24 protein-coding genes are annotated in these 25,507 nt (G+C 62.6%); 9 read left to right on the top strand and 15 right to left on the bottom strand.

Features of this window, described 5'->3' with window-relative positions; translation table 11 throughout:
• Nucleotides 1-153 precede the first annotated feature (153 nt).
• Nucleotides 154-1,500, top strand: a complete 1,347-nt coding sequence (locus tag G3N97_RS18625; protein WP_205994555.1) for an MFS transporter — start codon at nt 154-156, stop codon at nt 1,498-1,500.
• A 38-nt stretch (nt 1,501-1,538) separates the two neighbouring features.
• Nucleotides 1,539-2,153: a carboxymuconolactone decarboxylase family protein gene (locus tag G3N97_RS18620; protein WP_205994554.1), complete on the top strand. Its 615-nt coding sequence runs from the start codon at nt 1,539-1,541 to the stop codon at nt 2,151-2,153.
• Between the two features lie 31 nt (nt 2,154-2,184).
• On the opposite strand, the gene G3N97_RS18615 is transcribed toward G3N97_RS18620, so the two are convergent.
• The 5 genes from G3N97_RS18615 to G3N97_RS18595 all read right to left on the bottom strand — a co-directional run bounded on the left by G3N97_RS18615 (nt 2,185) and on the right by G3N97_RS18595 (nt 6,723).
• Nucleotides 2,185-3,459, bottom strand: a complete 1,275-nt coding sequence (locus G3N97_RS18615) for a hypothetical protein (RefSeq protein WP_205994553.1) — start codon at nt 3,457-3,459, stop codon at nt 2,185-2,187.
• Between the two features lie 264 nt (nt 3,460-3,723).
• Nucleotides 3,724-4,032 (bottom strand): hypothetical protein, encoded by a 309-nt coding sequence (locus tag G3N97_RS18610; RefSeq protein ID WP_065058822.1) that lies wholly within the window; start codon nt 4,030-4,032, stop codon nt 3,724-3,726.
• Nucleotides 4,033-4,319: 287 nt separating this feature from the next.
• Complete coding sequence (locus G3N97_RS18605; protein ID WP_205994552.1) at nt 4,320-5,318, bottom strand: hypothetical protein; 999 nt, start codon at nt 5,316-5,318, stop codon at nt 4,320-4,322.
• A 69-nt stretch (nt 5,319-5,387) separates the two neighbouring features.
• Nucleotides 5,388-5,810, bottom strand: a complete 423-nt coding sequence (locus tag G3N97_RS18600) for a GFA family protein (protein WP_241030664.1) — start codon at nt 5,808-5,810, stop codon at nt 5,388-5,390.
• A 70-nt stretch (nt 5,811-5,880) separates the two neighbouring features.
• Nucleotides 5,881-6,723, bottom strand: coding sequence for a DMT family transporter (locus tag G3N97_RS18595; protein ID WP_205994550.1), 843 nt, complete (start codon nt 6,721-6,723; stop codon nt 5,881-5,883).
• Nucleotides 6,724-6,876: 153 nt separating this feature from the next.
• On the opposite strand from G3N97_RS18595, the gene gcvA reads away from it, so the two are divergent.
• A complete protein-coding gene (gene gcvA / locus G3N97_RS18590) occupies nt 6,877-7,785 on the top strand; it encodes a transcriptional regulator GcvA (protein WP_205994549.1) in 909 nt (302 codons plus the stop codon).
• A gap of 98 nt (nt 7,786-7,883) precedes the next feature.
• Here the strand turns inward: gcvA and G3N97_RS18585 are convergent, their stop codons facing one another.
• Nucleotides 7,884-8,834, bottom strand: coding sequence for a LysR family transcriptional regulator (locus tag G3N97_RS18585; protein WP_205994548.1), 951 nt, complete (start codon nt 8,832-8,834; stop codon nt 7,884-7,886).
• Between the two features lie 116 nt (nt 8,835-8,950).
• Here G3N97_RS18585 and G3N97_RS18580 point away from each other — a divergent pair, with 116 nt between their 5' ends.
• Entirely contained in the window at nt 8,951-9,448 is a 498-nt protein-coding gene (locus tag G3N97_RS18580) for a GNAT family N-acetyltransferase (protein ID WP_205994547.1), read from the top strand.
• Between the two features lie 91 nt (nt 9,449-9,539).
• Here the strand turns inward: G3N97_RS18580 and G3N97_RS18575 are convergent, their stop codons facing one another.
• From G3N97_RS18575 to G3N97_RS18535, 9 genes are all read right to left on the bottom strand, one after another.
• The gene (locus G3N97_RS18575) at nt 9,540-10,877 is read right to left on the bottom strand and encodes a cytochrome c (protein ID WP_205994546.1); all 1,338 of its coding nucleotides are present in this window, start codon (nt 10,875-10,877) and stop codon (nt 9,540-9,542) included.
• Between the two features lie 10 nt (nt 10,878-10,887).
• Nucleotides 10,888-12,489 carry a GMC family oxidoreductase gene (locus tag G3N97_RS18570; protein ID WP_065058816.1) on the bottom strand — a complete coding sequence of 534 codons (1,602 nt, stop codon included), beginning with the start codon at nt 12,487-12,489 and terminating at the stop codon, nt 10,888-10,890.
• 12 nt (nt 12,490-12,501) lie between these two features.
• A complete protein-coding gene (locus G3N97_RS18565; protein ID WP_205994545.1) occupies nt 12,502-13,059 on the bottom strand; it encodes a sugar dehydrogenase complex small subunit in 558 nt (185 codons plus the stop codon).
• Between the two features lie 194 nt (nt 13,060-13,253).
• The gene (locus tag G3N97_RS18560) at nt 13,254-13,445 is read right to left on the bottom strand and encodes a hypothetical protein (protein ID WP_124263269.1); all 192 of its coding nucleotides are present in this window, start codon (nt 13,443-13,445) and stop codon (nt 13,254-13,256) included.
• A 162-nt stretch (nt 13,446-13,607) separates the two neighbouring features.
• Nucleotides 13,608-14,702 (bottom strand): type II secretion system minor pseudopilin GspK, encoded by a 1,095-nt coding sequence (gspK, locus tag G3N97_RS18555; RefSeq protein ID WP_205994544.1) that lies wholly within the window; start codon nt 14,700-14,702, stop codon nt 13,608-13,610.
• Between the two features lie 2 nt (nt 14,703-14,704).
• Nucleotides 14,705-15,391 (bottom strand): prepilin-type N-terminal cleavage/methylation domain-containing protein, encoded by a 687-nt coding sequence (locus tag G3N97_RS18550; RefSeq protein ID WP_205994543.1) that lies wholly within the window; start codon nt 15,389-15,391, stop codon nt 14,705-14,707.
• Nucleotides 15,369-15,785 (bottom strand): type II secretion system minor pseudopilin GspI, encoded by a 417-nt coding sequence (gene gspI / locus G3N97_RS18545; RefSeq protein WP_205994542.1) that lies wholly within the window; start codon nt 15,783-15,785, stop codon nt 15,369-15,371. Before gspI ends, G3N97_RS18550 begins: the two co-directional genes overlap by 23 nt.
• A 35-nt stretch (nt 15,786-15,820) precedes the next feature.
• Nucleotides 15,821-17,254, bottom strand: coding sequence for a cytochrome c peroxidase (locus G3N97_RS18540; RefSeq protein WP_205994541.1), 1,434 nt, complete (start codon nt 17,252-17,254; stop codon nt 15,821-15,823).
• A gap of 100 nt (nt 17,255-17,354) precedes the next feature.
• Nucleotides 17,355-19,082 carry an alkaline phosphatase family protein gene (locus G3N97_RS18535; RefSeq protein WP_205994540.1) on the bottom strand — a complete coding sequence of 576 codons (1,728 nt, stop codon included), beginning with the start codon at nt 19,080-19,082 and terminating at the stop codon, nt 17,355-17,357.
• Between the two features lie 907 nt (nt 19,083-19,989).
• On the opposite strand from G3N97_RS18535, the gene G3N97_RS18530 reads away from it, so the two are divergent.
• From G3N97_RS18530 to G3N97_RS18510, 5 genes are all read left to right on the top strand, one after another.
• Nucleotides 19,990-22,107 carry a secretin N-terminal domain-containing protein gene (locus G3N97_RS18530; RefSeq protein WP_205994539.1) on the top strand — a complete coding sequence of 706 codons (2,118 nt, stop codon included), beginning with the start codon at nt 19,990-19,992 and terminating at the stop codon, nt 22,105-22,107.
• Between the two features lie 165 nt (nt 22,108-22,272).
• Nucleotides 22,273-23,064, top strand: a complete 792-nt coding sequence (locus G3N97_RS18525; RefSeq protein WP_065058809.1) for a GntR family transcriptional regulator — start codon at nt 22,273-22,275, stop codon at nt 23,062-23,064.
• On the top strand, nt 23,061-24,797 hold the full coding sequence (locus G3N97_RS18520; RefSeq protein ID WP_205994538.1) for a fumarate reductase/succinate dehydrogenase flavoprotein subunit: 1,737 nt from the start codon (nt 23,061-23,063) through the stop codon (nt 24,795-24,797). The genes G3N97_RS18525 and G3N97_RS18520 overlap by 4 nt, the downstream gene beginning before the upstream one ends.
• Nucleotides 24,798-24,823: 26 nt before the next feature.
• On the top strand, nt 24,824-25,069 hold the full coding sequence (locus tag G3N97_RS18515) for a ferredoxin family protein (RefSeq protein WP_065058806.1): 246 nt from the start codon (nt 24,824-24,826) through the stop codon (nt 25,067-25,069).
• A gap of 58 nt (nt 25,070-25,127) precedes the next feature.
• Nucleotides 25,128-25,507 (top strand): HEAT repeat domain-containing protein (locus tag G3N97_RS18510; RefSeq protein ID WP_205994537.1); only part of this gene is annotated, 380 nt, incomplete at its 3' end.

The following is a 25,507-nucleotide window of genomic DNA, read 5'->3' as shown; positions in this document are numbered from 1 at the left end:
AAATAAGCCCGCCACGCCACGTCTCTCAACACCGCAAATCACCATTCCCACATTCCTTATAAGCCACCCGACTTCAAACCAAAGCACAAATCGTTGTTAGGAAAACGACAGCAACAATGATCAACTGGTCGGCTTTCCTATGCTGATCGCATCATGTCAACCCGCTCCTCTTCGTCGCCGCGCAACGGCGCAGCACGCGTCGGCTTCGCCGCGTTCATCGGCACCACGATCGAGTGGTACGACTTCTACATTTACAGCACAGCCTCCGCGCTGGTCTTCAGTCACGCGTTCTTCCCCGCCAGCGCGAGCGGCCTGACCGGCATCCTCGGCGCGTTCGCCGCGTATGGCGTGGGCTTCTTCGCGCGTCCGCTCGGCGCGGTGATCGCGGGGCATTTCGGCGACCGCATCGGGCGCAAGCGCGTGCTGGTGTTTTCGCTGGTGCTGATGGGCATCGCCACGCTGCTCACGGGTCTGCTGCCGACCTACGCAACCGCCGGTCTGCTGGCGACTGCGCTGCTCGTCACGCTGCGGTTGCTGCAAGGCGTCGCGACCGGCGCGGAATGGGGCGGCGCGTCGCTGCTCTCGGTCGAGCACGCGAGCGAGCGTTCGCGCGGCCTGCTCGGTTCGTTCACCCAGGTCGGTTCGGCCGCGGGCATGCTGCTCGCCTCGGGCACATTCCTCACGGTGCGGCAGTGGCTGTCCGCCGATGACTTCGCCGCGTGGGGCTGGCGTCTGCCGTTCCTGTTCAGCGTGGTGCTGGTGGCCGTCGGCGTGTTCGTGCGCGCGCGCATTCACGAGCCCGCGCCGTTTCTCGACGCGCAAGCCGAAGGCAAGCTCCGCCGCCTGCCGGTCGCCGATGTGTTCCGCCATCATCGCCGCGCGCTGTTCGTGACGATCGGCCTGCGTATGCTGCAGCCGGCCATGTACGCGATCGTCACCACTTACGCGATCAGCTATCTGAACCTGAAGCGCGGCGGCGCGTCGTTCGCGCTCAGCGCGGTGATCATCGGTTCGGCGTTCGCCATCGTCGCGACGCCGCTGTGGGCCGCGCTGTCCGACCGCATCGGCCGCAGGCGTCCTGCGGTGTGGGCCGTCGTCGGCATCAGCCTGCTGGTGTGGCCGTTCTTCTGGTTCCTCGATCACGGCGATCTGCGCTACCTGCCCGTGGTGTTCGCCATCGAACTCGCGCTCTTCGACGCGGCCATCTACGCGCCCGGCGCGGCCTGGTTCGCGGAGCAGTTTCCCGTCGAGGTGCGTTACAGCGGCATTTCGCTGGGTTATCAGATCGGCACGCTGATTTCCGGCGGCCTGACGCCCTTCGTCGCCGCGGCGCTGCTCGTGCTGGGCAACGGTTCGCCGTGGTACATCTGCGCGTATATCAGCGCGTTGGGCGTGTTGAGTCTGATCGCCGTGCTGGCGGCGGCGGACCCCGCGCGCCGGTTGCGCGACGCACGCAACGCGTCCGCGCCGAGTGACGCCGCCATTGCAAGCCCGCGTTGATTTCTCACGCCGAGCCCTTTTTTAATGAGTCAATTTCGATGAGCGAACTCCGCACACACGACGAAGAAGCCCGCATCGTGGGGGCACTCGAACGCAGCCACGCCGGTCCGAAAGCCTTCCGCGCGCTGTCCGCGCCGGTCTGGCGCGCGGGCCGGCTATCGGAGAAGGACAAGCATCTGGTCGCCGTGGCGATTGCGCAGATCACGCGCTGCGCGTTCTGCATCGAGCATCACGCGGCGCTCGCGCGCAAGTGCGGCGCGACCGAAGCCGAAGCGCTGGCCGTGAGTTACGTGAGCGCGGCGCTGGAATCGATCGGCGAAGGCACGCTGAGCGTCGCGCACGGCACGCTCGCGATCGAGGACGAAACCGCCGTGCGCAACACGGCCATCGCGCAGGCGCGTCTCGCGTTCGCGCAGGCGGTGTTCTCCACCGATGCGATCGACACCGCGCTGGTCTGGATCACCGCGGCCGCCGTCGCGTATGCGCAGTCCGACGACGCGCGCCGCCAGACGCTGCACGAGCAGGCGCTGGCCGCCGATGCGCCTCCCGAAGCGCTCGACGAGGCGTATGCGATCGCCGTCGTCTTACGCGCCGGGGCGGTCTACGCTCACACGCTGCACGTCACCGACGCGTTTCGCGACCAGCACGCCTGACCCGCGCGCGACGCGGATAACGCCACGCCGCTCAGGCCGCGCGACGCCCATTCGACGCGAACAGCTTGCGCACCTTCGTGCCGAGCCGACGCAACGGCGCGCGCTTGAGCGCCTTTATCTGCCGACGCGCGCTTTCGAGCGCACTGCGCGTGGCCGCCAGCTCGTTCACGAGCGCGGCGTCGGCGGCAATGCCGTCGATCAGCGCGATATCCACCACGCGCGTCGAGCGATGCAACGGCACGGCGCCGTGCGGCCAGTTCACGTCGGGACCGAAGGCGAGCACCTGCGTCGCCTGCGCGAGTTTGCTCGTCCAGAACGACTGGGTTTCCCCGCTGATTTCGCCCGATTCGGCGAGCGCGCGCGACAGCGCCAGCGCGTCGAGGTGAATCTCCAGACCGCGCATTGCGTCGAAACCGCTTTGGCGCGGACCATCGGCGGGCTGCACGCTGCCGAACGACGGGCTCAAGCCCGACATCTCCGCGATCCACTGCTCCGCGGCCTGCGCATATACGGGCGAACGCGCGGCGAGATCGCAATCGAACACCGCATCCGACGATGTAAACGCGTGGCGCAACGTCAGCAGCCAATGCGCGAGAAAACCGCGATAAGCGTCGGCGGGATCGATCTTGGCCACGTATTCCTTGAAGAACGTGAGGCGCTCTTCGAGCGTGATCTCTTCACCGCTTTCCGGCAACTCCGGCAGCGTAATGCGCAGCGCGTCCATTACCTTGCGCGCGAGCGGCACATGCCGGTTCAAATCGAGCACGGCAAACGGAATGGCAACGAAATGCGCATTGCGATGTTTCGCCAGCAACTCCCAGCACGATTGCCATTGCGTAATCGGATTCTTCAGAACGACGATATGCACCGCGTCGGGAAACGTCTCGTAAAACCATTTGAGCCGTCCCAGCGAGCGGCAGAACTTGAATACCGGCACGCGCCCTTTTGCACGCGAAGTCTGCGCAAGCGTATTCAGATAATCGACGATACGCGGCGCCGCTTCGGGTGCATCGCCGGAAAAGCTGTCGATCGAAAACATTTCGTCGTAACCGGAAATCCCCGGTTGATCGCCGTCGAGCAGATGCGCGAACTCGGCGAAATACGGGCTTTCCAGATTCGGATGCCCTGACCGCCAGCTGCTCGACGTGCTTTTGTCGAGCATGTCGCGATCGATGGTCGCGAGCATTTCGTGCAGCGGTTCGTAATATCCCGTCACCTGATCCAGATTGCGAAAACAGGACCATAACCACGTGCCCGCCGTTCGATATCCGGTATGCAGGAAAATGGCTTTGGGTTCGGGCTTCATGCGACCTCGGTAATGAATTCAATTGCCCGTAGCCGAATGTAACCGACAACAGACCAGCGTTAAAACGCTGGAGTGTAGGCCGGGTAAAACTTACTCAGGTTACAGCCAGCATTACGGTCGATTACGAATTGAATTCAACAAGCTGACGAGGCGTCGACCAAAGCGGCAATCGTCGGCGTGAGGCTTGAAAGCAAAAAGCCCAGGCGCATCCGGCCTGGGCTTTTTTGCAATGCAACGCGATGCGCACGCGGCGCGCGTGAATGCTCAGTGCTGCGATACGAAATTCGCCGGCACGAGCCAGCGGAAACCCGTCAGGACCTTGCCCTGGAACTGGCATTCGACTTGCGCGGGCACGAGCGATTGCGAGCGGCGGTCTTCCATCATGCCGCTGACGGTGACCGAGCGCCCATCCGCCGAGGGCCGCTTGTCGCTGACCGAGACGAGCGCGGGTTCGGCGGACGCCTGCATTTTGTCCACGCACTGATCGGTATTTTTCTGGGCTACGGACGTGCAGCCTGCGAGCGCCAACGCAGCGGCGATCAGCGCGAATGCCACGAGCCTGTCCTTCTTCATAGGTTCTCCCTCACACTTCCAACAAGGTTCATTGTCTCCAGATTCATACGGCATGCCTGGCCGACGCCGATTCTATCTCAGCGGCGGGTCAATTCTTCATATCGATGCGGAGAGATTCGAATCGAGCGGCGATCCGGCACCGTTCGAACGTCGTTTGAATGTGGCCCGAGCGTGATCTGAACTCAAGCTGAGCGCCGTTCATAATCGGCAAGAAGATCACGCGATTGAGCGGGGAACGCAGCAGTCCAAACGGTGGCGACGCAGGCAGCACATATTCAGTGCAACATTCAGCGCCGTCCACCACCCATTCCGCCACCGGAACCGAAGCTGCCGCCCGACCAGCCGGTGCTGCCCGCGCTTTGCGTCGTGCCCGATTCGACGCTGTCCGACTGGCTGTCGTCGAGCGACGCCGCGCGCGCGGTATTGCGATTGCGCGTGAGCGTCACGCCCGCCGCATTCGGCCCATGCGCCGCGTCGAGCGCGGCGAAACCGCCAGCATCGTGCGGATGATGCGCGGGCGGCGCATTCGCATTCAGCGCGGGATGCGCGCCATACACGTAGCCCTGCCCCACGCCGATCGCGAGACTCACGCCCACCGGCCCGCAACCGGTGCTGATGACGGCCGCTTCCTGCGTGAAAGAGCCCATCGTGCCCACGCCCGCCGACATTTCCCCGCTCACCGACACGGGCGCGCATTGCATCGCGTCGATCACGACGCCATTCTCCGGCACGACGACATCGATAAAGTCCGTGCCGCCAATCATCACGCTCGCCAGTTTGCCCGGCGCGAGCACGCCGCCGTGACTCGGGCCCGTCGTGATGAACTCGACATCGGCGGTAAAACCCGTGAGCCGCGCCGCGTGCGGCGGCAGCGTGACGCGATAAGCCGCGTCGCGCGGGCCGTCGTCGATGCCCGCAAAACTGCCGCCGCGCGTCACGATCCGAAAGCCGATGCCGGGGAGATTCGTCGCGTAGACATTGCCGAGGCCCGAACCCGTGTCGGCGGGCGCGAGCACGCGCAGTTCGCGCGCATTATCCGGGCCGCTACAGGTGAAAGGAATGTCGTTGAGCGCGGCCACGTGCGCCGAACCGAGCACCGTGCCCACCGGCGCATTGAGCGGCACCGAAAGCTGCGCAGGCGACAGCGGCAGCACCACCGCGCCGGGTTGCGCCGTGGGACGGCAATCGGCGTGCGCGAGCGGAATATAAGCGCCCGTGAGCATCGTCAGCGCGACGGTCAGCCAGCGCGCGGCGCGACGCGCGATCGAATCGAAAGAGCGGAGCATCGTAGAAAAAGGGGCATGTAAGCGCAAACGATTCTACGGCACCGCGATTTCAGTGCCCCGACAAGCAATTTACCGATTGTTACTCCTTGACTCCTGCGCGATGAAACGCATCACGCCCGCCTGACGCGCGGGCTCGCCGGTATCGCCCGGATGATGGATGCCGTCCGTCACCGGCACCTCGGCGAAATCGAACGGGCTGACGCCGTCGAGACACGCCACGTTCACCGCGTAAAGCTGCGGATTCGAGCGGCGTTGAAGATGCGTGTGAATACCGCATCGCGAACAAAAGAAGTGCTGCGCGACGCCGGTATTGAAGCGATAAGCGGACAGCGCGTCCTCGCCCTGTAAAAATCGCAGCCCATTCGCGGCGAGCGGCACGACAGCGGCGCCACGCATCCGGCAATACGAGCAATTGCAGCGACGGATGCCGTTGAAGCCGTCACTGAGCGTCACTTCGAAACGCACCGCACCGCAATGGCATTGCCCTTTCATTTTATTCGGATCGCTAATCATATCGAAACACCCTCATGCCGAAAGTCATTTGCAAGCCTTGATTCACGTCTCAAAGCCCAAGACACACCGCGCCCGCCGCCACGATCAAACACGCGATCCAGCGCGTGACGCTCACCGTTTCGCGCAGAAACACGCGCCCGATCAGCACCGCGAACACCACACTGGTCTCGCGCAACGCCGACACCGCGCCCATCGCGCCCGACTGAAGCGCCCAGATGACGATGCCATACGCCGCAATCGAAACCAGTCCGCCGACGACCGATGAACCGAGCGCCATCGGCTCGTCGCGCAACGACGCACGCAGCGGCGCGACGCCGCGCAGCGCGATGAAGTACAGCGGCGTCAGCCAGTAGAACAGGAACATCCACGCGGTATAGGCCACCGATTGGTTATCGGACACACGCACACCCATGCCGTCGATCACCGTGTAGAGCGCAATCGTCGCGCCGGTTGTCAGCGCGGCCAGCGCACCCGAGCGCGACACGTTACGGCCCAGCAGCGCGATCGCGCAAATGCCGCCCGAAATCATCGCGATCCCAAGTGCGTGCACGGGGCCGATCGCTTCGTGCGCGAACAGCGCCGCGCCGAGCGTGACGAGCAGCGGCGACGACCCGCGCGCAATCGGATACGCGAGCGCCAGATCGTTGCGGCGATACGAGCGCACGAGGCTCACGTTGTAGAAGAAATGCACGAGCCCCGAGGCGACGATATACGGCCAGGACGCGCGCGCCGGCAACGGACTCGCCACGATGACGAGCGTCGCGACCGCCGCGATGGCGATACTCATCCACGTCATCGACAGAAAACGGTCACGGTTGCCGTGCAGCATCGCGTTCCAGGTCGCGTGGAGCATGGCGGCGAGCAGCACGATACCGCCGGTGTAACTGAGCATGGGCGTGGCGGCGCGATGGCCGGAAGGACGTGAGACAGCGAACGAGGCGCCAGCGAAACGACGACCCGCGCCGAGAAGCACGAAGGATAACTATCTTGTCCGTGACCGGCAAACCAGATAAATTGCGCTTTCGAACCAGTTAAACTAATCCGAATGAAACCGGTCTTGCCCCCGTTGAATGCCCTGCGCGCCTTCGAGGCCGCGGGTCGGCTCGGCAGCTTCAAGGAAGCGGCGGCGGAGCTGCACGTCACGCCTGGCGCGGTGAGCCAGCATGTGCGGCTGCTCGAGGAATGGCTCGGCGCGCCGCTGTTCGAACGGCTCAACCGGCGCGTTCAGCTCACGGCGGCGGCGCAGGTTTATCTCGACGAAATCGGCCCGCTGTTCGAGCAGCTTTCGCAGGCCACGGCGAAATACGGCGCGCCGCGCGCGGTGCCGCGCACGCTGACCGTCAGCGCGCTCGCGACCTTCACCTTGCGCTGGCTGGTGCCGCGTCTTGCGAAGTTCCGCGCCGCGCATCCCGACATCGAAGTGAAGGTGGAGACCTCGAACGAGCCACCGGAAAGTCTCAAGGACGGTTACGACGTGATCATTCGCGGTGGCCCGGATACGTTTTACGGCTACGCCATGCGTCCCTTTCTCACCGAGGAGCGGCTGCCGGTCTGCAGCCCGGCGCTGCTGCAGCGCGCGCCGCTGCGCACGCCCGGCGACCTGCGCGCGCACACCTTGCTGCACACGTCGAGTCTGCCGAGGCTCTGGCCCGACTGGCTCGCGAGCGCGCAGATTCCCGCGCTCGCGCCCGCCGCCACGCTGACCTTCGATCACTTCTATCTGACCTTGCAGGCGGCCATCGACGGTATCGGCATTGCGATGGGACCGACCGCGCTGGTCGCCGACGATCTCGCGGCGGGCCGCCTCGTCGCGCCCTTCGCCGGTCCGCGTCTGCCGTCGCGCAGTTATTGCACCTATGTCGCCGATGAAAAGGCCAACGACGAGCGTGTGCTGCTGTTTCGCGCGTGGCTGGAGCGCGAGGGCTCTGCTTCGTCGATTGGACGCAATGCGTAAACGCGGTTCGCGTGCCTTGACGGCGCGGCACGCTGATCTCGGAGACCGTCGAATTGGGCTTCGACGGCGGCCGTACCGGTACACGTGATTCTGGCCGCTCAACCACGCGCCTTGCGCGTCGTCGATCCGCGCAAATCCGGCACGGATTGCAGCAACTGATCGCGAATCCACCGATGCGCAGGCGTGCCCGCATGCCGCGTGTGCTGATAGATTTTCAGCGTATAACGCGGCGCATCGAATGGCGTCGGGTAGATCGCAACCGGCGCGGCACCACGCAGAATCAGCGCGGCGCGGTGCGGGATCGTCATCAGCAAATGCGAACGCGCGACGATGAACGGCGCGACGAGCACGCTCGGCAACTGCATCGCCACATCGCGCGTCGCGCCCAGCCGGTCGAGCACGAGATCGATCGAACCGCGCGACTCATCCCACGGCGTCACCACAACGTGCTGCGCGGCGAGATACTGCGTCATCGTCAGCTTGCGCCCGATTGCCGGATGCTCGCGGCTCGCGATCACCACGTAGTCGTCCGAAAACCAGTCGGCGCTTTCGACGCCTGCAGGCAGCGGTAACGCTTCCTCGTCGTAACCGAGCGCGAAGTCGATGCGGCCCGACGCGAGTTCATCGGCGGATTCGCGGCCGCGCGAATACACCACCTTGAAGCGCAGCCCGGGCGCGACCTGCTGCATCCGCGCCATGAACGCGGGCAGCATCGCGAACGCCGTGTAGTCGGTGGCCGCGAAGATGAACGTGCGCTCGCTCGCGGCGGGATCGAACTGCCGCGCGGGCGCGAGTCCCGCGTGCAGCAGATCGAGCGCCTCGCCAATCGGACGCATCATGCCCTCGGCGGTGGCCGTGGGCCGCATCTCGTTGCCGATGCGCACGAACAGCTCGTCGGCCATCGCGTCGCGCAGGCGCGCGAGCGCGTGACTCAACGCCGACGCGCTCATCGCCAGTTCTTCCGCCGCCAGCGTGACCGAACGATGGCGCACGAGCGCGTCGAAAACCAGCAACAGGTTCAGGTCGAGCCGGCGCAGATCACGATGCATAACGTTCAATCCATGATGACAACAATGCAGTATACGCAGATTGGATATCGACTACTATCGTGAGTCCGTTGCTGTTCTCAGCAGTTCTATTGCTCATCTGGAACCCGATTACGCTTATGGCACTGACCATCCGGCCCGCCACCGCCGACGACGCGGCCCTCATTCTTCATTTCATTACCGAACTCGCGATTTACGAAAAGGCCGAAGATCAGGTTGCCGCGACCACGGAAACGATTACGTCCTCGCTGTTTGGTCCGCAATCGCCCGCTAAAGCGTTGATCTGCGAACTCGACGGCCGCGCCGTGGGTTATGCCGTGTATTTCTTTTCGTATTCGACGTGGCAGGCGAAATCCGGTCTATATCTGGAAGACCTCTACGTTTCGCCCGATGCGCGCGGCCAGGGCGCGGGCAAGCGGCTGTTACAGCATCTCGCCGGTATCGCGGTGGAAAACGGTTGTGGCCGTTTTGAATGGAGCGTGCTCGACTGGAATACGCCGGCAATCGAATTTTATCAATCGCTTGGGGCGAAACCGCAGGCCGAATGGATTCGTTATCGCGTCGAGGACGAAGCGATTCGCGCGCTCGCGTTGTCGTCGCCGGAAATTGCCGCGTAAATCGCCATGCAACTGAAGCGTTAGACGCACGACCCGAGCGGTCGAAAAAAAAGCGGGCCGAAGCCCGCTTTTTTATTTGCGTCATACGCGCCTAGCGCATCTTCGCAACTTTATCCGCCGTAATCGTCGCGGACGGATTGCCGAATTGCGTGGTGACGTAATTCACCAGCGTCGCGACTTCGCTATTGCTCAACTCGCCCGCGAATGCCGGCATCGACATATGGCCGTTGTTGGTCTGGCGGCTCACGCCGTGCAGCACGACCATCGTGAGATTGTCGGCGTTCGACGCGCCCACGCTGGTGTTATGCATCAGCGACGGATACGCGCCCGCATCCTTGCCGCCCACGCCCGTGCCTTGCCAGCCGTGACAGCTCGCGCAATTCGCGTTGAAGAGCGTGCGGCCGTCGGCCGCCGCGCCGCCGCCGAGCACGGTCAGCGGTTGATTGCGCAGCGCGGTCACGCTCTGCACCGGCGAACCCCAGCCATAACGCGGCAGGCTCGTGGCGCTCATGCCGTTGTTCTGCGCGGGCACCGTGCGCAGATACGTCGCCATCGCACGCAGATCCTGGTCCGAAAGAAAACGCGTGCTGTTCTCGACGACTTCCGCCATCGGTCCCGCCGCGTTCGCCTTGCCGGGCGCCGCGCCGTCACGCAGATAAGCGATCAGCTCCTCTTCGGTCCAGCCGCCGATGCCGGCGACGGCGTCGGGCGTGATGTTATACGCCGTCCAGTTGCCGAGTTGCGCGCCCGCGAGCGACTGGCTCGACAAGCCCTGCATGAAATTACGCGGCGTATGGCACTCCTGGCAATGCGCGAGTGCACCGACCAGATACGCACCGCGATTCCATTCGGCGCTCTTCGCAGGATCGGGCTGGAAACGGCCCGAATCGAAATTGAAGAGATTCCAGAACACCATCGCCCAGCGCTGGTTGAACGGGAAGCCGAGCGTATTCGCAGGCGCGGCCTTCGCGACCGGCGCAATCGTGCGCAGATACGCGCGGATCGCGAGAATATCGTCGTCGGTCAATTGCGTATAAGACGTATACGGCATGGCCGGATACAGACGCTTGCCGTCCTTCGATTTACCTTCGCGCACCAGGCCGATAAAGTCCGCATCGCTCAGATTGCCGATGCCATAGGTTTTATCCGGCGTGATATTCGTCGAATAAATCGTGCCGAACGGCAGATCGAACGGCACGCCGCCCGCATAAGGCTGCGCCTTGTTCGACGTGTGGCAGGCGATACAGTCCGCCGCACGGGCGAGATATTCGCCGCGTTTGACGAGCGCAGCGTCGTCGCTCGCGCTGGCCGCGTGCGCGAGCGTGCCGGTCAGCGCGCCGCTCAAGGCCAGCGCGCCGGCGGGCAGCCACCTGCGCAATACGTTGAAGAGTCGGCGCGAGCCGGTTGTGGTCGTGTGGGTCAGTTTCATCGCGCGCGCCTCAAGCATGCTTCATTTCGTCGATCAGCTTGTCGGCGAGACGCATCGACAATGCACACAGCGTCAGCGTGCAATTCACCGTGCCCGCGCTCGCCATCGTGCCGCTCGAAGCGATGAAGAGATTCTCGTGATCGTGCGAACGCAGATCCTTGTCGACCACCGAATCACGCGGATCGTCGCCCATGATGAGCGTGCCCATGATGTGATTGTTGTTGAAGTACGAATCGTCGAAACGCACTTCCGTGCCGCCGAACAGGTCCGCGATATGCGCGTAATGACCGCGCGCGACCTTCGCTGCCCGATTGATGTAATCGTCGATGCGGTAATGCACTTCCGGACGCGCGATGCCCAGTTTGTCCTTGAATTCCGTGCTCGCCGTAATGCGGTTTTCCGGATCCGGCAGAATGTCGAAGAAGCTGTTCACCACGACCCAGCGCGAAGCGTAGTCGCGAATCTTCTCGTCGAGTTCCGCGCCGTAGACGCCCTTCGAAATCAGATAATCGCTCACGGCGCGCATCGGCGAATAATTGCCGACGTTGAGTTTCATCGCCGAATATTCCGAACGGAATGCACCGTCGCGCAGATTGTTGATGCACGAGAGACGCATCGGGCCACGACCCGGCCACATCGGTTCCGCGGACAGGAACGTCACCGTCGTGCCCGGGTGATCCATCAGATTGCGGCCGACCTGGTCCGAGCTGTTGCCAATCCCGTTCTGGAATTTGTCGCTCTTCGAAATCAGCATGAGCTTGGGCGTTTCGATCGCGTTCGACGCCAGCACGAAAATCTTGCCGGTCACGCGCTGCGTATTGCCGTCCGGGTCCTTGTAATGGACCGCGACGATGCGCGCGTTTTCATCGTGCTCGATGCGATACACCACGGCGTTCGGCAGCAGACGCGCCTTCGCGGCTTCGGCCTTGCGAATGGCGGTTTCGCCCGTGTATTGCGCTTCGATCGGGCAGATCGGCATGCAGTTGCTGTTGCCGCAGCAGGCGGGACGGCCGTCGAACGGCGCGGTATTGCGCGCAGCCGGTTCGGTTACGTGCTTGTAGCCCGCCTTCTCGACCACGTCCTTGAACTTCTGGTCGAAGTCCGAGAGCGGCAGCGGCGGATGCGGATACGGCTTCGAGCGCGGCGAACCGAGGTCCTCGGGACCGCCCACGCCCATTTCGACTTCGGCCTCGTAGTAATACGGTTCGAGGTCGTCGTAACTGATCGGCCAGTCGCGGCCCACGCCATACAGCGTTTTCAGCTTCATGTCGTTGGGCAGCAGACGCCACGACTGCGCGGACCAATGCCACGTCGTGCCGCCGACCATGCGCAGATAACCGGCCTTGTACTGTTCCGGGCCGCGCTGCACGAGATAGTCGTTGCTCGGCGAATACTGCGGATGCGGCGCGTGCTCCGTGGGCGGATACGGCGACTGGAAATCCGACTTAAATGGACTATTCCGATAATTTTCGACGATGCGCCAGCGCTCGATGCGCGGCCCCGCTTCGAGCATGAGCACGTCGATTCCCGCCTTGGCGAGCTTCTGCGCGATCTGACCGGACGCGATGCCGGCGCCGACGATCACGACGTCGGCGGATTGATTCGTTGCCATGGGATGCAGGGATCAGGAATGGGACAGCACTGGGGGCTTGGCCCAGTAGCCGGGCACGCCGCGCGCGTAGCTCGGCATGACGATGACGTCCGCGATCGGCGGATACATGAGCGCCTGTTCGTAGGCGACGGTGCGTGCGTTCTTGCCGCTGCCGACCACGCCGAGATACCACGCGGTCATCACTTTCTTCGGCAGTTTGGCGAGCGCGGGCTGCGAGGCGTCCAGCACCGTTTGCAGGCCGTTTGCAGGGGTATTCGTGCGCGCTACGAAGTCGTTGAGCTGTGCGATGATCGCACTCGCATTAGCGTCGTCGACCTTGAGTCCGGCGAGAATCGCGCGGCCGATTTCGACGTCGAGCGAGGTCTTGCCGGTCAGGTATTGCGAAAGCTTGATGAAAGCGGCGAAGTCGGCATCGGCGTTCGCGGCGGCGGCCTGCGCGTGGGCCGCGCCGATCGAAGCGATCGCACCGAGGCCGGCCACGCTCAGCGTCGCGAGCACGGTCGTGCCGATCAGAAATTGCCGCCGCGAAGGCGCGAACGGCTGGGACGGAGGTTGCTGTGGGGACGTCATCACGTTTCCAGATTGTGCATTCCGGCTGCGCCACGGCGCCTCGTCCGAATTGTCAAATCTGTACTAACTAGTTAAAAACGCGTGCAGTGTACTCGATGTGACGGATTGGCGCACTCCCGCTTACAGAACAGCGTAGTGCAATTCCGCCAAAGCGCCAAACCCCATTTCATTGGCGCCGGAAATCAGCTACAGCATTACCAGCCGGGGTCGCCGCCCTGGCAGGTCAGAGCGCATCCCAGCGCGCTCACGGTGCCGACGGTGCCCAGTCCCATGCCGAGCGCGATATTGCCCAGCGTCGACGAGCAACCCTGAAACAGAGTGGAAGAAGCGATAAGCAGCAGCAGGAGAAGCCTACGCAGCGGTAGACCGACGATCGTTCGAGACACGGGGTAGCCTGTTAGAGAGGGAGTTCGTGACGTCCTTTTTTGTAGTTTCAGCATACGCGCGCGTCGCGCGGACGAAATCGCAATCATCAAGTGAGAAACGAAACTACTTACCAAACATTTCCCGACGCTTGCAATTAGCTTTCTTTGTCGCCTCGATCTGATTCATCGCGCATCCTGCACGCGCACGATGCGCGTCTTGTGCGTCTGCGGATCGCGCCAGACGAGCGTGGTCCGGTCCACCTCCGCGCGTTCCTGCTGCACGCTGCCGTGAATGAAAAAGTAACTGGTGGTGACGTCGTACAGCGACGAATCGAGCGACACGCCGTCCATGTCCGCCGCCTCCAGAGCCAGTGTCACGTCGCTCATGTTGCGGAAAAACACGGTCTGGCGCGCGGCGACGAAGGTCTGCGCTTTCGCCAGCGTCATGCCCGGTACGATCGCGGCCAGCACCTCGGCGCTCGCGGTATTCATGTTCACCGGCGTCGCGTTCGGCAACACCGTTATGAATGGACGCAGTCGCGCCACCGCGCCCGGCGTGAAACCGGGAATATCGAGCAGCGCGTTCACATCGGTCATCAGCAGCGATGCCGTTGCGCTGTGTTCGTCGTTGTCATCGTCGATGCCTGGCTGATCGGTGAAGCTGTCGCCGTCGCCTTGCGTTTGCGAGGATTGCGCCGTTGAAGCGCTGCCGCCCGATGTGCTCGCATTTTCGAAACGCGTGGCGGAATGAGAAAGCCCCGAGCGCACGGCCAACGCCGTCTTGTTCGCGAGTTGCTGGTTGATGCCGAACAGTTGCAGCAAGCGCTGGAACGCCTCCAGTTGGGTGACGTTCACCTGCAGCACGCCCGGCGACGGATTCGACACGAGGCTGCGCAGATTGAAGCGCGATTGCGCGTCTTCGACCGAGCCCGACAACCAGGTCGATCCGACCTGGCCGCTGCCCTCGTTCTCCATGCCGCCGAGAAAATGGCTCAGCCGCGTGCGCGCCACGGGCGTGCTCCACAAGCCGCCCAGATAAGTTGCGGTCGGCATGGTGTCGGCTTCGGTGTGCAGGATCAGCCGCGTCCAGTCGAGCGCGCCGCGCGCGACCCATTGCGCCTGCACGATCAGCCGCTGGTCCTCGATGCGGCGGACCTGCACCTGCTCGCGCCACACGATGCCCGACACCATGACCGCCGATAGCGCCATGACCAGCAGCGCGGTGATGATGGCTGCTCCGCGTTCGCGCCGCTTTTTCAGACGCTGTTTTAGTGGCATCGTCACTCTCCCACCAGAAACTCACGGTCGATGGGCCGCGCGAGCGACGACGACCGAATGCTGACCTTGAACCCCGCCACGGCGCGCGGCAACGGCATCGCAGCCAGTTGCGGAATCGTCAGATTGCTGTCGTTGGTTTCGATGGCGTTGCGCACGTCCTCCATCTGCATCGTCCAGCCGCCCGGCGGCACGAACATACGCACCTGAATTTCGCCGACGCCACTCATGAGCGGCACCGAAGTCCACGTGCTATCCGCGCCGCTGCGCATCGCGCGACGCACCTGGCCGAAATTTCGCAGCGGCGGCGACGCATAACGCGTCACCAATCCATTGGCGACTTCATAACGCACGACTTGAAGACGCGGCGCGCGATCCTGCCCGACCGCATACGTGCGCACGATCTGCAGGCCCGAGCGTTCGGCGACGATCGCACTGCCGCCGGTTTCGTCATCGGAGACCGCTTGCCGCGCGTCGATGCGCATCTGATCGAACAACTGCGCAAATACGCGCTCGTCGTCCATCGAACGCGAGATCGCATCGCGGCCGCGCGCGATGGCGTCGAGTCCGCGCCAAGAAAGCACGGCGACCACCGCGAGAATCGCGATAGCCACCATCAGTTCGATCAGCGTAAAGCCGCGTGCACGCGCACGCGGTTTGATGCGGCGTCTAGAGCGAGCGGTTATTTTCATCGTCGAGCATCGTCATGACTTGCGCCAGCGTTTCTTTGCGGCCAGGCGTCGTGACCGAAATTTCCACGCGCCTGAATTGCGCGTTGGGCGTCGTGCTCACACGCTGCGTACACATCAGCGCGAGATTGCCTTCCGAGCAATCGAACTGCCGCACACCAGGCGCGGGCCACGCGTGCGTGAGACGCAATTCAGTCAAGGCGTTATCGGCCGTCCAGCCCGCGAGCATGCGCCGATGCAATTCGGCATCGCTCGACGCCAGATTGCCGACCGCCCGCAGCGAAGCCGCAAGCGCCACGGCAATAATCGCAAGCGCGACGAGCACTTCGATCATCGTGAAGCCGCGCGCGCATCGATTGACCTGTCGAGATGCGCGCGTGGCGGCGCATCCCGACACGGCCTTTACGGAAGCCGTACTCGAACACACTGCGCTCAATTCTTGTACCCGTCCGTCAACGTCTTCAGGAACGCGATGATGTCGTCGATATCCTGCTCGGACATCGCGGGCTTGTCGCCGAATTTGCGATCGAACGGCGCATCCGCCACATCGATATTCGCCGCGTATTTCGCCGGAATATCGTTGTACTTTTCCACCTTGCCTGCTGCATCGCGCGGATAGATCTTTTCCGGGCTCGTCTCGCGCAGGTTATAAAAATCCATCACCTGTTTGAGGTCGCGATACACGCCGTTATGGAAGAACGTCTGACGCGTCGAGACATTGCGCAGCGTCGGCGTCAGGAACATGCCGCAATACTGCGTCTGAGTGGCGAGATCATGACGATAAGGACCGCAAACGCCCATGTCGAAAAACTTCGCATCCTTGTTCTGCGCAAGCGCCGGATTACGCGGCACGCCCAATGCCTCGTATTGCGTATCGGTAAAGAGCGGCGGCAATCCATCGCGACCCGGCTGACTCAAATGGCAACCCGCGCAATTCGCCTTGTCCTGATTGTTGAACAGACGCAGACCGCGCAATTCCGCCGGACTCAAACGCGCCTTGCCTTCGAGCCATTCGTCGTATTTGCTGTTGAATTCATGGAACGACGCATCTTCGATCTGATAGCGACTGACGGCCGACATCGCTTCATCGACCAGCATCACCGGCGAATGCAGCATCGCCGGTCCAAAGAGCTTCTTGAGTTTCTCGGCATAACCGCCGCGCAATAATTTCTGCGCGACTTCGGCTTCGCTCGTATTGGCCATTTCCACCGGATTGAACAGCGGCCCCATCGCCTGCGCCTGCAAGGTATCCGCGCGGCCGTCCCAGAACAGCCCGCCTTGCGGCACCATCGCGGGTGCGGCCGGCGCGACGCCGGCGTTCTTCTGCGCGCGCGCCACGCCTTGCGCCTGCTGTGCCGTATCGGTGAGGCTCACCGGCGTCGTGTCCATATCCACGGGATCGGGGCCGATGCTGAAGTTCGCCTGACGATACAGATAGGTCAGCGACGGCGGCGGCCGGTATCCCTCGAGTGTCAGATGCTCGCCGCCCAACTGAACGGCGAGCGCGTTCGGCGGACCATAAGCATGCTGCGGGCTATGGCACGACGCGCAAGATTGCATACCCGACGCGGACAGCGACGGATCATAGAAAATCTGTTTGCCGATTTGCGCCAGCAAGCTCAATGGCGCATTCTGCGGCCGCATCAGATGAACCGGATGCGGGTTCACGCCAAACTCGTTTTCGAGCATGTCGCCGACGGCTTTCGGCATGCGCTCCGGATGCATGAACGCGTAGGCCGCGCACGTCATCATCATCAGCAGAACGGCCAGCGCGCTCCAGAGCACAAGGCGATATCGGCGCGGCGCGCCCGCATTCTGCGAGCCAGGCGTGGTCGACGGCGGAACAACATTCGAGCTTGAATTCATGGCGACAACAACGAAAAAATAAACAGCGAATAGGCGAAAAGCGAGTCGGCGTCCTGCGCCGACCCGCTGCTCAGACCACGCGTCGCGCGTGGCCGTGCCGCTAGTTCGTCACCGATATGGCCGGAGCCGAAGAGAGCTTCGTGCCGTAGTTCGAATCCAGATACAGCTTGCCGGTATTGCCGCTGCCGCTGAAATTGAACATCGCGGTGATACTGCCCGCAGTATCGTCGAACGAACCGCTGCCGATGCGCGTGCCGCCCAGCCAGTTGTCTTCGATAAAGCGCGTGACCGACGCCTGTGTAATCGCCGTGCTATCCACGTAATTGCTGCGCGCCCACGGCGAAATCACGATGAACGGCGTGCGCGTGCCCGGGCCGCAACGGCCGTTGACCGGCGAACCCGTCACGCCCAGCGGCGCCGTGCCCGTACCGCAGGTGCTCGTGCCGTTCAGGTAGTCGTTGCTCGAATACGAGGAACTCGTCGGCGTGATGTACTGGTGGTCGTACCAGCCGTCCGAATCGTCATAGGCGATGATAACGGCCGTGTTCTTCCAGTCCGGCTGTTCTTCGAGGAAGTTCACGACGTTGGTCACGAACGCCTGCTCGTCGAGCGGATCGGAATTGCCCGCGTGCGCGTCCTGCACCGCCGGCGCCTTCAGGAAGCTCACCGACGGGAAATTGCCGGCCTTCACCGCCGTATAGAAGTCGTTGATGTCGTACTGGTGATGCACCGGCGTGGACGTGCTGTCCTTCGGTTCGGTGTAGCCGATATAGGCCGTCGAGGTCGGGCGCGTGTGCGCGGGATTCGAGGTCGTCGTGTAGTACTGGAACCACGCGTGGTGCGGCACATAATCGACAATCGACGAATTGAGCACCGACGAATACGTGCTGCGCGTGCAGCCGGTCGTGCCGTTCGCGTTGACGGTGTCCAGATTGAAGCCGCCCATGAAGCCGCCCCACGTGATGCCCGCCGAATTCAGCAGATCGCCGATATTCTTGTTCGACGACGACATCGCGGCCGTGACCGTCGTGCTCGTGTCGTTCGAAATCGTGCAGGCGTCGTTGGTCGGATCGAGGTCGCCGATCAGCGAGAAACCGTCCGCGCCGTCGGCAATCGCCTGCGTGCTCAGCGACGTGCCACTCGAAATGGTCGTGCTGTTGGTGCTCGTGCCCGTCGTCAACGTGACGCCGTTGGTCTGACCGGAGATGACTTCGAGCGCGCCCGGCGTGGACGGACCGAACGTGCCCGTATACGCGTTGTCGTTCATCGCGAACTGTTGCGCGTAGTTCCACATCGCGGTGACGGTATTGCCGTCGAAATAGCCCATCACCATGCCCTTCGTGTCGAACACGCCGGAGCCGGTCGTGGTGGCTTTACCCGTGTAATACGGGAATTCGTCCATCGCGCCGTTGTCTTCGGCTTCCTGCTCGGGGCTGTAATTGTGGTTCTGCGAAGCGGTATTCGCCTGCGAACGGTCGATACGGAACGGCTCGAGATAGGCGGCCGTAATGCCCGAAATCGTGAGATTCGTGGCATTGTATGAATTCGGGTTGTCGGTCAGCAGCGTGGTGGTCAGGCCATTGACCGTCGGCGTGCCGGAAGCCGCCGTGAAGGCCGGCTCGCCCGACGGATTATCCGCGTTCGGATAAGTCCCGAAGTAATGATCGAATGACTGGTTCTCACCGTAGATCACCACGAGATGCTTGATCGGCGTGGCGGTCGTCAACGCATCTTGCGCGCTGACGGTGGTGCTGTTCGTGCTGCTGCCGCACGCGGCTAGCCAGCTTGCAATCGCAGCCAGTGCGATGGCTGTCACTTTTCGGCGCATCAAAATCCCCTTCTTTTACGTTGATTTACTGTTTTTGAATGACCGCTGCTTCGCTCTTTTCGCAGCGCGGGAATGATGCATTGCCAATGTGACGTCGAAACGTATCGAATATTTCAGGTACAACACCGGTTATTCATGATTCTTTCCAAATACATTCCTTCCAAAAAAATACGGGTTTGAAAGCTTAAAAACGTGCTGTGCGCTGTCATCTTTTTAAGCAATACTGCGCGTCGCGCAACGTAGATTAAAACGTTGCGCGATCAACTACGTCAGAGCACGAGTTAAACAATCAGGAGGAGCGTCTCGTGAAGTTCAAAGCCTTGATTGCATGCGTCGTATTGGGCGGTGCGGCCGTGAGCGCCATGGCCCAGTCCTATCCGGGCAGCGGCGATTCAAACGGTGCGCCGCCGCGTCCGCCTTGCGGTGGTCCGCCGCCTGGAGCGCCGCCGGGCCACCCGCCGTCTGACGACGCCAACTCGCATTTCGACGGCGCCACGCCGCCGCACCATCCGGATGGTCCTCCGCCCAACGGGCCGCCGCCCGATTGCCGCCAGAGTGCGAATTGAAGCGCACGCCGACCGCGCCGGTCGGCGTCGAACACCTGCTTACGCTTTCCACCTATTCACTACATCCGAGTAATAAATAGCGGTCGAAATCATCGTAGATAGAAATATTCATTAATTTTCATTCCCACGAATCGTCACTGTTCAGCCACGCGGAAAAAATAGACTTCGTCGCTCCAGATAATTCGGTCACTCCGCCGCGCATGTCCGATTAGATTTCAGGCGACGCCCACTTCACGCTCGCGTCAGCCGAAGCACCACGCTATTCGCAGTGCGATTCAAACCTATTACCGTGGCTCGCCCCTAAGCCAATGCTTGCACACCTTCTCGACGCCCACGCGACCATGACAGCTCTTCAACGCGATCCGGCGCCGCGCATTCCCGTATTGCGCTCGACCGCGGCGCGACTCGCCGCAGCCGCCTGCTTCGCCATTTACGCGCACGCCGCCGACGCTTCCGTCGTCATGAACTTCGCGCACGCGGACATCAGCGTCGTGGCGCGCGCAATTGGCGAAGCCACGGGCAAAACCATCATTGTCGACCCGCGTGTCAAAGGCCAGCTCGATCTGGTCTCGGCCAATGCGGTGCCCGACGACGAAGCGCTCAAGACGCTGCAATCGGCGCTGCGCATGCGCGGCTTCTCGCTGCTGCAGGACCACGGCGTGCTCAAGATCGTGCCGGAAGTGGACGCAAAGAATCAGGGCGTGCCGACTTACGTGGGCAATGAACCCGTCGCGCGCGGCGATCAGGTCATCACGCAGGTGTTTCAGCTGCATCGCGAGTCGGCCGCCACGCTGCAACCGACGTTGCGACAACTGGTGACGCCCAACAACACGATCACCGCGAACGCAAGCAACAACACGCTCGTCGTGACCGATTACGCCGATAACGTGCGTCGCATCGCGACCATCATCGCGGGCATGGAAGCGGCGTCCGCGCCGCACATCGCGGTCGTACAACTGAACTACGCCGACGCCACCGACGTCTCCCAGCAAGCCACGAAAATGCTGGATCTGAGCGGCATCGGCAATAACGATCCGACGCAGAAAGTCGTGGTCACGCCCGACACGCGCAGCAATGCGGTGCTGCTGCGCTCGAGCAGCGCGGCGCGGCTGGACGAAGCGCAATCGCTGATCGTCAAGCTCGATACGCCCACGCGCGCGCCCGGCAATATCCATATCGTCACCTTGCGCAATTCGGATGCGACCGATCTCGCAAAGACGCTGCGCCAGATTCTCGGGCAGTCGAGCGGCAGCAGCGATTCGCTCGCAAGCGCGCTCGGCAGCAGCGCACAGAGTTCGTCCGGGCTTCCCAACAGCAACGGATCGTTGCCGCCGTTGCCGAGCGGATCGGATACGTCATCGACCAAGAGCACGAGTTCGTCCACTTCGGGCAGTTCGAGCGGCAGCGGTTCCGCAGATGCGCATTCCAGCGACGATCAAAGCGACAAAGGCAGCAACGAAATCGTCGCTGATACGTCGACCAATTCGCTGATCATTACCGCGCCCGATCCGGTGTTTCGCAATCTGAGCACCGTGATCGCGCGACTCGATCAACGCAAGGTTCAGGTCTATATCGAATCGCTGATCATGGAAGTCACCTCGGAAAAAGACGGTGAATTCGGGATTGAATGGATGACCACGTCCGGCCTGGAATCGCTCGCCGAAACCACGACCGATGTGGGCGTGGTGGCGGGTTTCGGCAATATTCTCGGTACCAAAGGGCTGTTTCGCGCGCTGCAAACGAATTCCGATGTGAACGTGCTGTCCACGCCGAGTCTCGTCACGCTCGACAATCACGAAGCGCGCATTCTCGTGGGCAGCAATGTGCCGATCGAATCCGGTTCGTATTCCACGAGTTCGTCGAGTTCATCGGCGGCGAATGCGTTCAATACGTATTCGCGCACCGACGTCGGCATTATTCTGAACGTGAAGCCGCGCATCAACGAAGGCGGCACGGTCACCATGCAGGTCTATTCGGAAGATTCGAGCGTCGAGAGCGGCACCGGCGATCAATCGGGCGGCTATACCATCGACAAGCGTTCGTTGCAGACCACCATTCTCGCGGACGACGGCCAGATCGTGGCGCTCGGCGGCCTTATCAGCGACAGCTATACGAACGGCAACACGCGCACGCCGTGGATCTCGAAGATTCCGGTGCTCGGCGCGCTGTTCCGGCACGAAACCAAGAGCCGCGAAAAGAAGGATCTGCTGATCTTCCTGCGGCCTGTGATCGTGCGCGACGGCGCGACGCTTCAGGCCATCGCCGCCGATCGTTATGGCTATATGCAGGCGCGCTCGGCCAACTACAAATCCGATAACTGGCTGGTCAAGGACGATACGGTGCCCGCGCTGCCCGCCTTGCAAGGGCACGACGGCGAGATCGTCGATCTGACCCGCGTGCGCCGCGCGGCGGTTCTGCCGCCCGCTACTGATGGCGTGCCGCCTTCCATCGCGCCTTAACGCGCGCGATTCGACCCGGCGCGGCCGCCACGGGCCGCGCCCGCGCGCAAATAGCGCGGCGGCACATCCTTAGCAGAATTCCTTCGTTTGCGGCCCAGGCGGCGTTGCCTACACTGCGGATCATCTTGTCATAACAAGTCCGCGATACGCCGACCCCACAAGCCGATGGCCAATACCAATCTCGTCGAGCTGGCGCCCCAGCCACTCTACGCGCAGATCAAGGAGACGCTGCGCGCGCGCATTCTCGACGGCGCTTATCCGCCGCACAGCCGCATGCCGTCCGAACACGAACTCTGCGCGATGTTCGGCGTGAGCCGTATCACCGTGCGTCAGGCGCTCGGCGACCTGCAAAAAGAAGGGCTCGTGTTCAAGCTGCATGGCAAAGGCACGTTCGTCTCCAAGCCGCGCGCGTTCCAGAACGTGACCTCGCTGCAAGGTTTTGCGGAAGCGATGTCGTCGATGGGCTACGAGATCGTCAATCAGTTGCGGCGCTTTCGCGTGACGAAAGCCGATCGCCATATCGCCGCGAAACTCGGCCTGCCCGAAGGCGCGAACGTAACCGAAATCCGCCGCGTGCGCCTGCTCAATCGCGAACCCGTTTCGCTCGAACTCACGTGGCTGCCCGAGTCGCTCGGCAAGCGTCTCGCGAATGCCGATCTCGCGACGCGCGACATCTTTCTGATTCTCGAAAACGATTGCGGCGTCGCGCTCGGTCACGCCGATGTGTCGATCGACGCCATGCTCGCCGACGATGAAATCGTCAACGCGCTGCGCGTGGAAGAAGGCAGCCCCGTGCTGCGCATCGAACGCACCACGCACGACGCGCAGGGCACGCCGATCGACTTCGAATATCTCTACTTTCGCGGCGACGCATTCCAGTACCGCTTGCGCGTGGACCGCGAGAAAGCCGCTCAACCGCGAGCGCGCGGCCGTTCGCAAACGAGGAAAACGCAATGAATACCGAAGTGCTCGACTACGACGTCGTGGTGATCGGCGGCGGCACGGCCGGCCCGATGGCGGCGATCAAGGCAAAGGAGCGCAATCCCGCACTCAAGGTGCTCGTGCTAGAAAAAGCGCACGTGAAGCGCAGCGGTGCGATTTCGATGGGCATGGACGGCCTGAATAACGCCGTGATTCCCGGCCACGCCACGCCCGAGCAATACACGCGCGAAATCACCATCGCGAACGACGGCATTGTCGATCAGGAAGCCGTGTATGCCTATGCGAAGCACAGCTTCACGACCATCGAGCAACTCGACCGCTGGGGCGTGAAATTCGAAAAGGACGGCAACGGCGATTACGCGGTGAAGAAGGTGCATCACATGGGCGCGTATGTGCTGCCCATGCCCGAAGGCCACGACATCAAGAAGATTCTGTATCGTCAGCTCAAGCGCGCGCGCATCGAGATGACGAATCGCATCGTCACCACGCGCCTGCTGACCGACGCGCAAGGCGCCGTTTGCGGCGTGCTCGGTTTCGACTGCCGCACGGCGCAATTCACGGTCGTGCGCGCGAAAGCGGTGATTCTCTGCTGCGGCGCGGCGGGACGCCTCGGCCTGCCTGCCTCCGGCTATTTGATGGGGACATACGAGAATCCCACCAATGCCGGCGACGGTTACGCCATGGCGTATCACGCGGGCGCGGCGCTCGCGAATCTCGAATGCTTCCAGATCAATCCGCTAATCAAGGATTACAACGGCCCCGCGTGTGCTTACGTGACGGGACCGCTCGGCGGCTTCACGGCGAATGGTAAAGGCGAACGCTTCATCGAATGCGATTACTGGAGCGGTCAGATGATGTGGGAGTTTTATCGCGAACTCCAAAGCGGCAACGGACCGGTATTCCTGAAACTCGATCACCTCGCCGAAGAAACCATTCAAACCATCGAGCAGATTCTGCACACGAACGAGCGGCCGAGTCGCGGTCGTTTTCATGCGGGACGCGGCACCGATTATCGCGAGCAAATGGTGGAAATGCACATCTCCGAAATTGGTTTTTGCAGCGGCCATAGCGCTTCGGGCGTGTATGTCGATGCGCGCGCGCAGACCACGGTGCCGGGTCTTTATGCGGCGGGCGACATGGCCGCCGTGCCGCACAACTATATGCTCGGCGCGTTCACCTACGGCTGGTTCGCCGGCGAAAACGCCGCGGAATATGCTGCGAATCGCGAACACGCGCCGCTCGATAGCGAACAGATCGAAGCCGAGCGCGCGCGCATTTACGCGCCGCTCGAACGCGAGAACGGTTTCGCGCCTTCGCAAGTCGAATATAAATTGCGCCGCATGGTGAACGATTATCTGCAACCGCCGAAAGCGACGCGCAAGATGGAAATTGGCTTGCAGCGCTTCGAGGCGATCGAAGAAGATATCGGCGCCATCAAGGCCAATAATCCGCATGAACTGATGCGCGCCGCCGAAGTGCGTGCGATTCGGGACTGCGCGGAAATGGCCGCGCGCGCGTCGCTGTTTCGCACCGAGAGTCGCTGGGGTCTGTATCACCATCGCGTGGACTTTCCGCAGCGCGACGACGACCAGTGGTTCTGCCACACGCATTTGCGCAAGGACGAAGCAGGCCGCATGGTCAGCGAAAAGCGCCCTGTCGAGCCGTATATCGTGCCGGTTTCGAACGACGAGCGCGGCGCGTACGACCGCATGCGCATTCAACGCGACGACGCATTAGTCACGCACTAATCGCCGGCCGCCATCAGGAAACGATCATGAGCTTCACGCCCCACGACATTTTTCAGCGCAGCAGCGCGCCGGTGACCATCGACGAGGAACGCTGCATTGCCGATAAAGGCTGCACGGTTTGCGTCGACGTCTGCCCGCTCGATCTGCTCGCCATCGACACCTCGAAAGGCAAGGCCTATATGCAGTTCGACGAATGCTGGTATTGCATGCCCTGCGAGCGCGATTGCCCGACCGGCGCGGTGAAAGTCGACATTCCTTATTTGCTGCGATAGCGACGGAGACGCGTTTGACGAAATCCCTCCTTTCGCCATTAATTAGCCATCCTGCTCAATGATTGATCCGACTCTCACCGATCTTCCGCCCGAAGCCGCCGCCGTGCTCGCGCGACTCGCCAGCGAAGACGCAACCGTGCGCCGGATTGCCGTGCTCGATATCGGCGACCTCGAAGCGCCCGAGCTTGTCGGCGTGCTCGTCGGCACGTTGCGCGACGACGCCGCGCCGGAGGTGCGCCGCGAGGCGGCCACCGTGCTGGCGTCGTGGGAAAGCGAAGACGTGACCGAGGCGCTCTGCGCCGCGCTGCTCGATGCCGACGACAACGTGCGCGACGCGGCGGCGCAGGCGCTTTCTGAACTCAAGGACGCGACGTCCGCGCCGGCGCTGCGTCGCTGGGCGCAGCGAGGCGAACCGTTCGTGCGGCGCGCGGCGTTGCG

The sequence above is a fragment of the Paraburkholderia sp. Ac-20347 genome, from assembly GCF_017104805.1.
Taxonomy (GTDB): Bacteria; Pseudomonadota; Gammaproteobacteria; order Burkholderiales; family Burkholderiaceae; genus Paraburkholderia; species Paraburkholderia tropica.
Note: the sequence above shows the minus strand (reverse complement) of the source record. Positions and strands in the feature narration are given on the sequence as shown.

Excerpts from the sequence above, each read along its gene's own strand:
- G3N97_RS18625 (WP_205994555.1), top strand. The coding sequence starts at position 154 with ATGTCAACCCGCTCCTCTTCGTCGCCGCGCAACGGCGCAGCACGCGTC.
- G3N97_RS18620 (WP_205994554.1), top strand. The coding sequence starts at position 1,539 with ATGAGCGAACTCCGCACACACGACGAAGAAGCCCGCATCGTGGGGGCA.
- G3N97_RS18615 (WP_205994553.1), bottom strand. The coding sequence starts at position 3,459 with ATGAAGCCCGAACCCAAAGCCATTTTCCTGCATACCGGATATCGAACG.
- G3N97_RS18610 (WP_065058822.1), bottom strand. The coding sequence starts at position 4,032 with ATGAAGAAGGACAGGCTCGTGGCATTCGCGCTGATCGCCGCTGCGTTG.
- G3N97_RS18605 (WP_205994552.1), bottom strand. The coding sequence starts at position 5,318 with ATGCTCCGCTCTTTCGATTCGATCGCGCGTCGCGCCGCGCGCTGGCTG.
- G3N97_RS18600 (WP_241030664.1), bottom strand. The coding sequence starts at position 5,810 with ATGAAAGGGCAATGCCATTGCGGTGCGGTGCGTTTCGAAGTGACGCTC.
- G3N97_RS18595 (WP_205994550.1), bottom strand. The coding sequence starts at position 6,723 with ATGCTCAGTTACACCGGCGGTATCGTGCTGCTCGCCGCCATGCTCCAC.
- gcvA (WP_205994549.1), top strand. The coding sequence starts at position 6,877 with ATGAAACCGGTCTTGCCCCCGTTGAATGCCCTGCGCGCCTTCGAGGCC.
- G3N97_RS18585 (WP_205994548.1), bottom strand. The coding sequence starts at position 8,834 with ATGCATCGTGATCTGCGCCGGCTCGACCTGAACCTGTTGCTGGTTTTC.
- G3N97_RS18580 (WP_205994547.1), top strand. The coding sequence starts at position 8,951 with ATGGCACTGACCATCCGGCCCGCCACCGCCGACGACGCGGCCCTCATT.
- G3N97_RS18575 (WP_205994546.1), bottom strand. The coding sequence starts at position 10,877 with ATGAAACTGACCCACACGACCACAACCGGCTCGCGCCGACTCTTCAAC.
- G3N97_RS18570 (WP_065058816.1), bottom strand. The coding sequence starts at position 12,489 with ATGGCAACGAATCAATCCGCCGACGTCGTGATCGTCGGCGCCGGCATC.
- G3N97_RS18565 (WP_205994545.1), bottom strand. The coding sequence starts at position 13,059 with ATGACGTCCCCACAGCAACCTCCGTCCCAGCCGTTCGCGCCTTCGCGG.
- gspK (WP_205994544.1), bottom strand. The coding sequence starts at position 14,702 with ATGCCACTAAAACAGCGTCTGAAAAAGCGGCGCGAACGCGGAGCAGCC.
- G3N97_RS18550 (WP_205994543.1), bottom strand. The coding sequence starts at position 15,391 with ATGAAAATAACCGCTCGCTCTAGACGCCGCATCAAACCGCGTGCGCGT.
- G3N97_RS18540 (WP_205994541.1), bottom strand. The coding sequence starts at position 17,254 with ATGAATTCAAGCTCGAATGTTGTTCCGCCGTCGACCACGCCTGGCTCG.
- G3N97_RS18535 (WP_205994540.1), bottom strand. The coding sequence starts at position 19,082 with ATGCGCCGAAAAGTGACAGCCATCGCACTGGCTGCGATTGCAAGCTGG.
- G3N97_RS18530 (WP_205994539.1), top strand. The coding sequence starts at position 19,990 with ATGACAGCTCTTCAACGCGATCCGGCGCCGCGCATTCCCGTATTGCGC.
- G3N97_RS18525 (WP_065058809.1), top strand. The coding sequence starts at position 22,273 with ATGGCCAATACCAATCTCGTCGAGCTGGCGCCCCAGCCACTCTACGCG.
- G3N97_RS18520 (WP_205994538.1), top strand. The coding sequence starts at position 23,061 with ATGAATACCGAAGTGCTCGACTACGACGTCGTGGTGATCGGCGGCGGC.
- G3N97_RS18515 (WP_065058806.1), top strand. The coding sequence starts at position 24,824 with ATGAGCTTCACGCCCCACGACATTTTTCAGCGCAGCAGCGCGCCGGTG.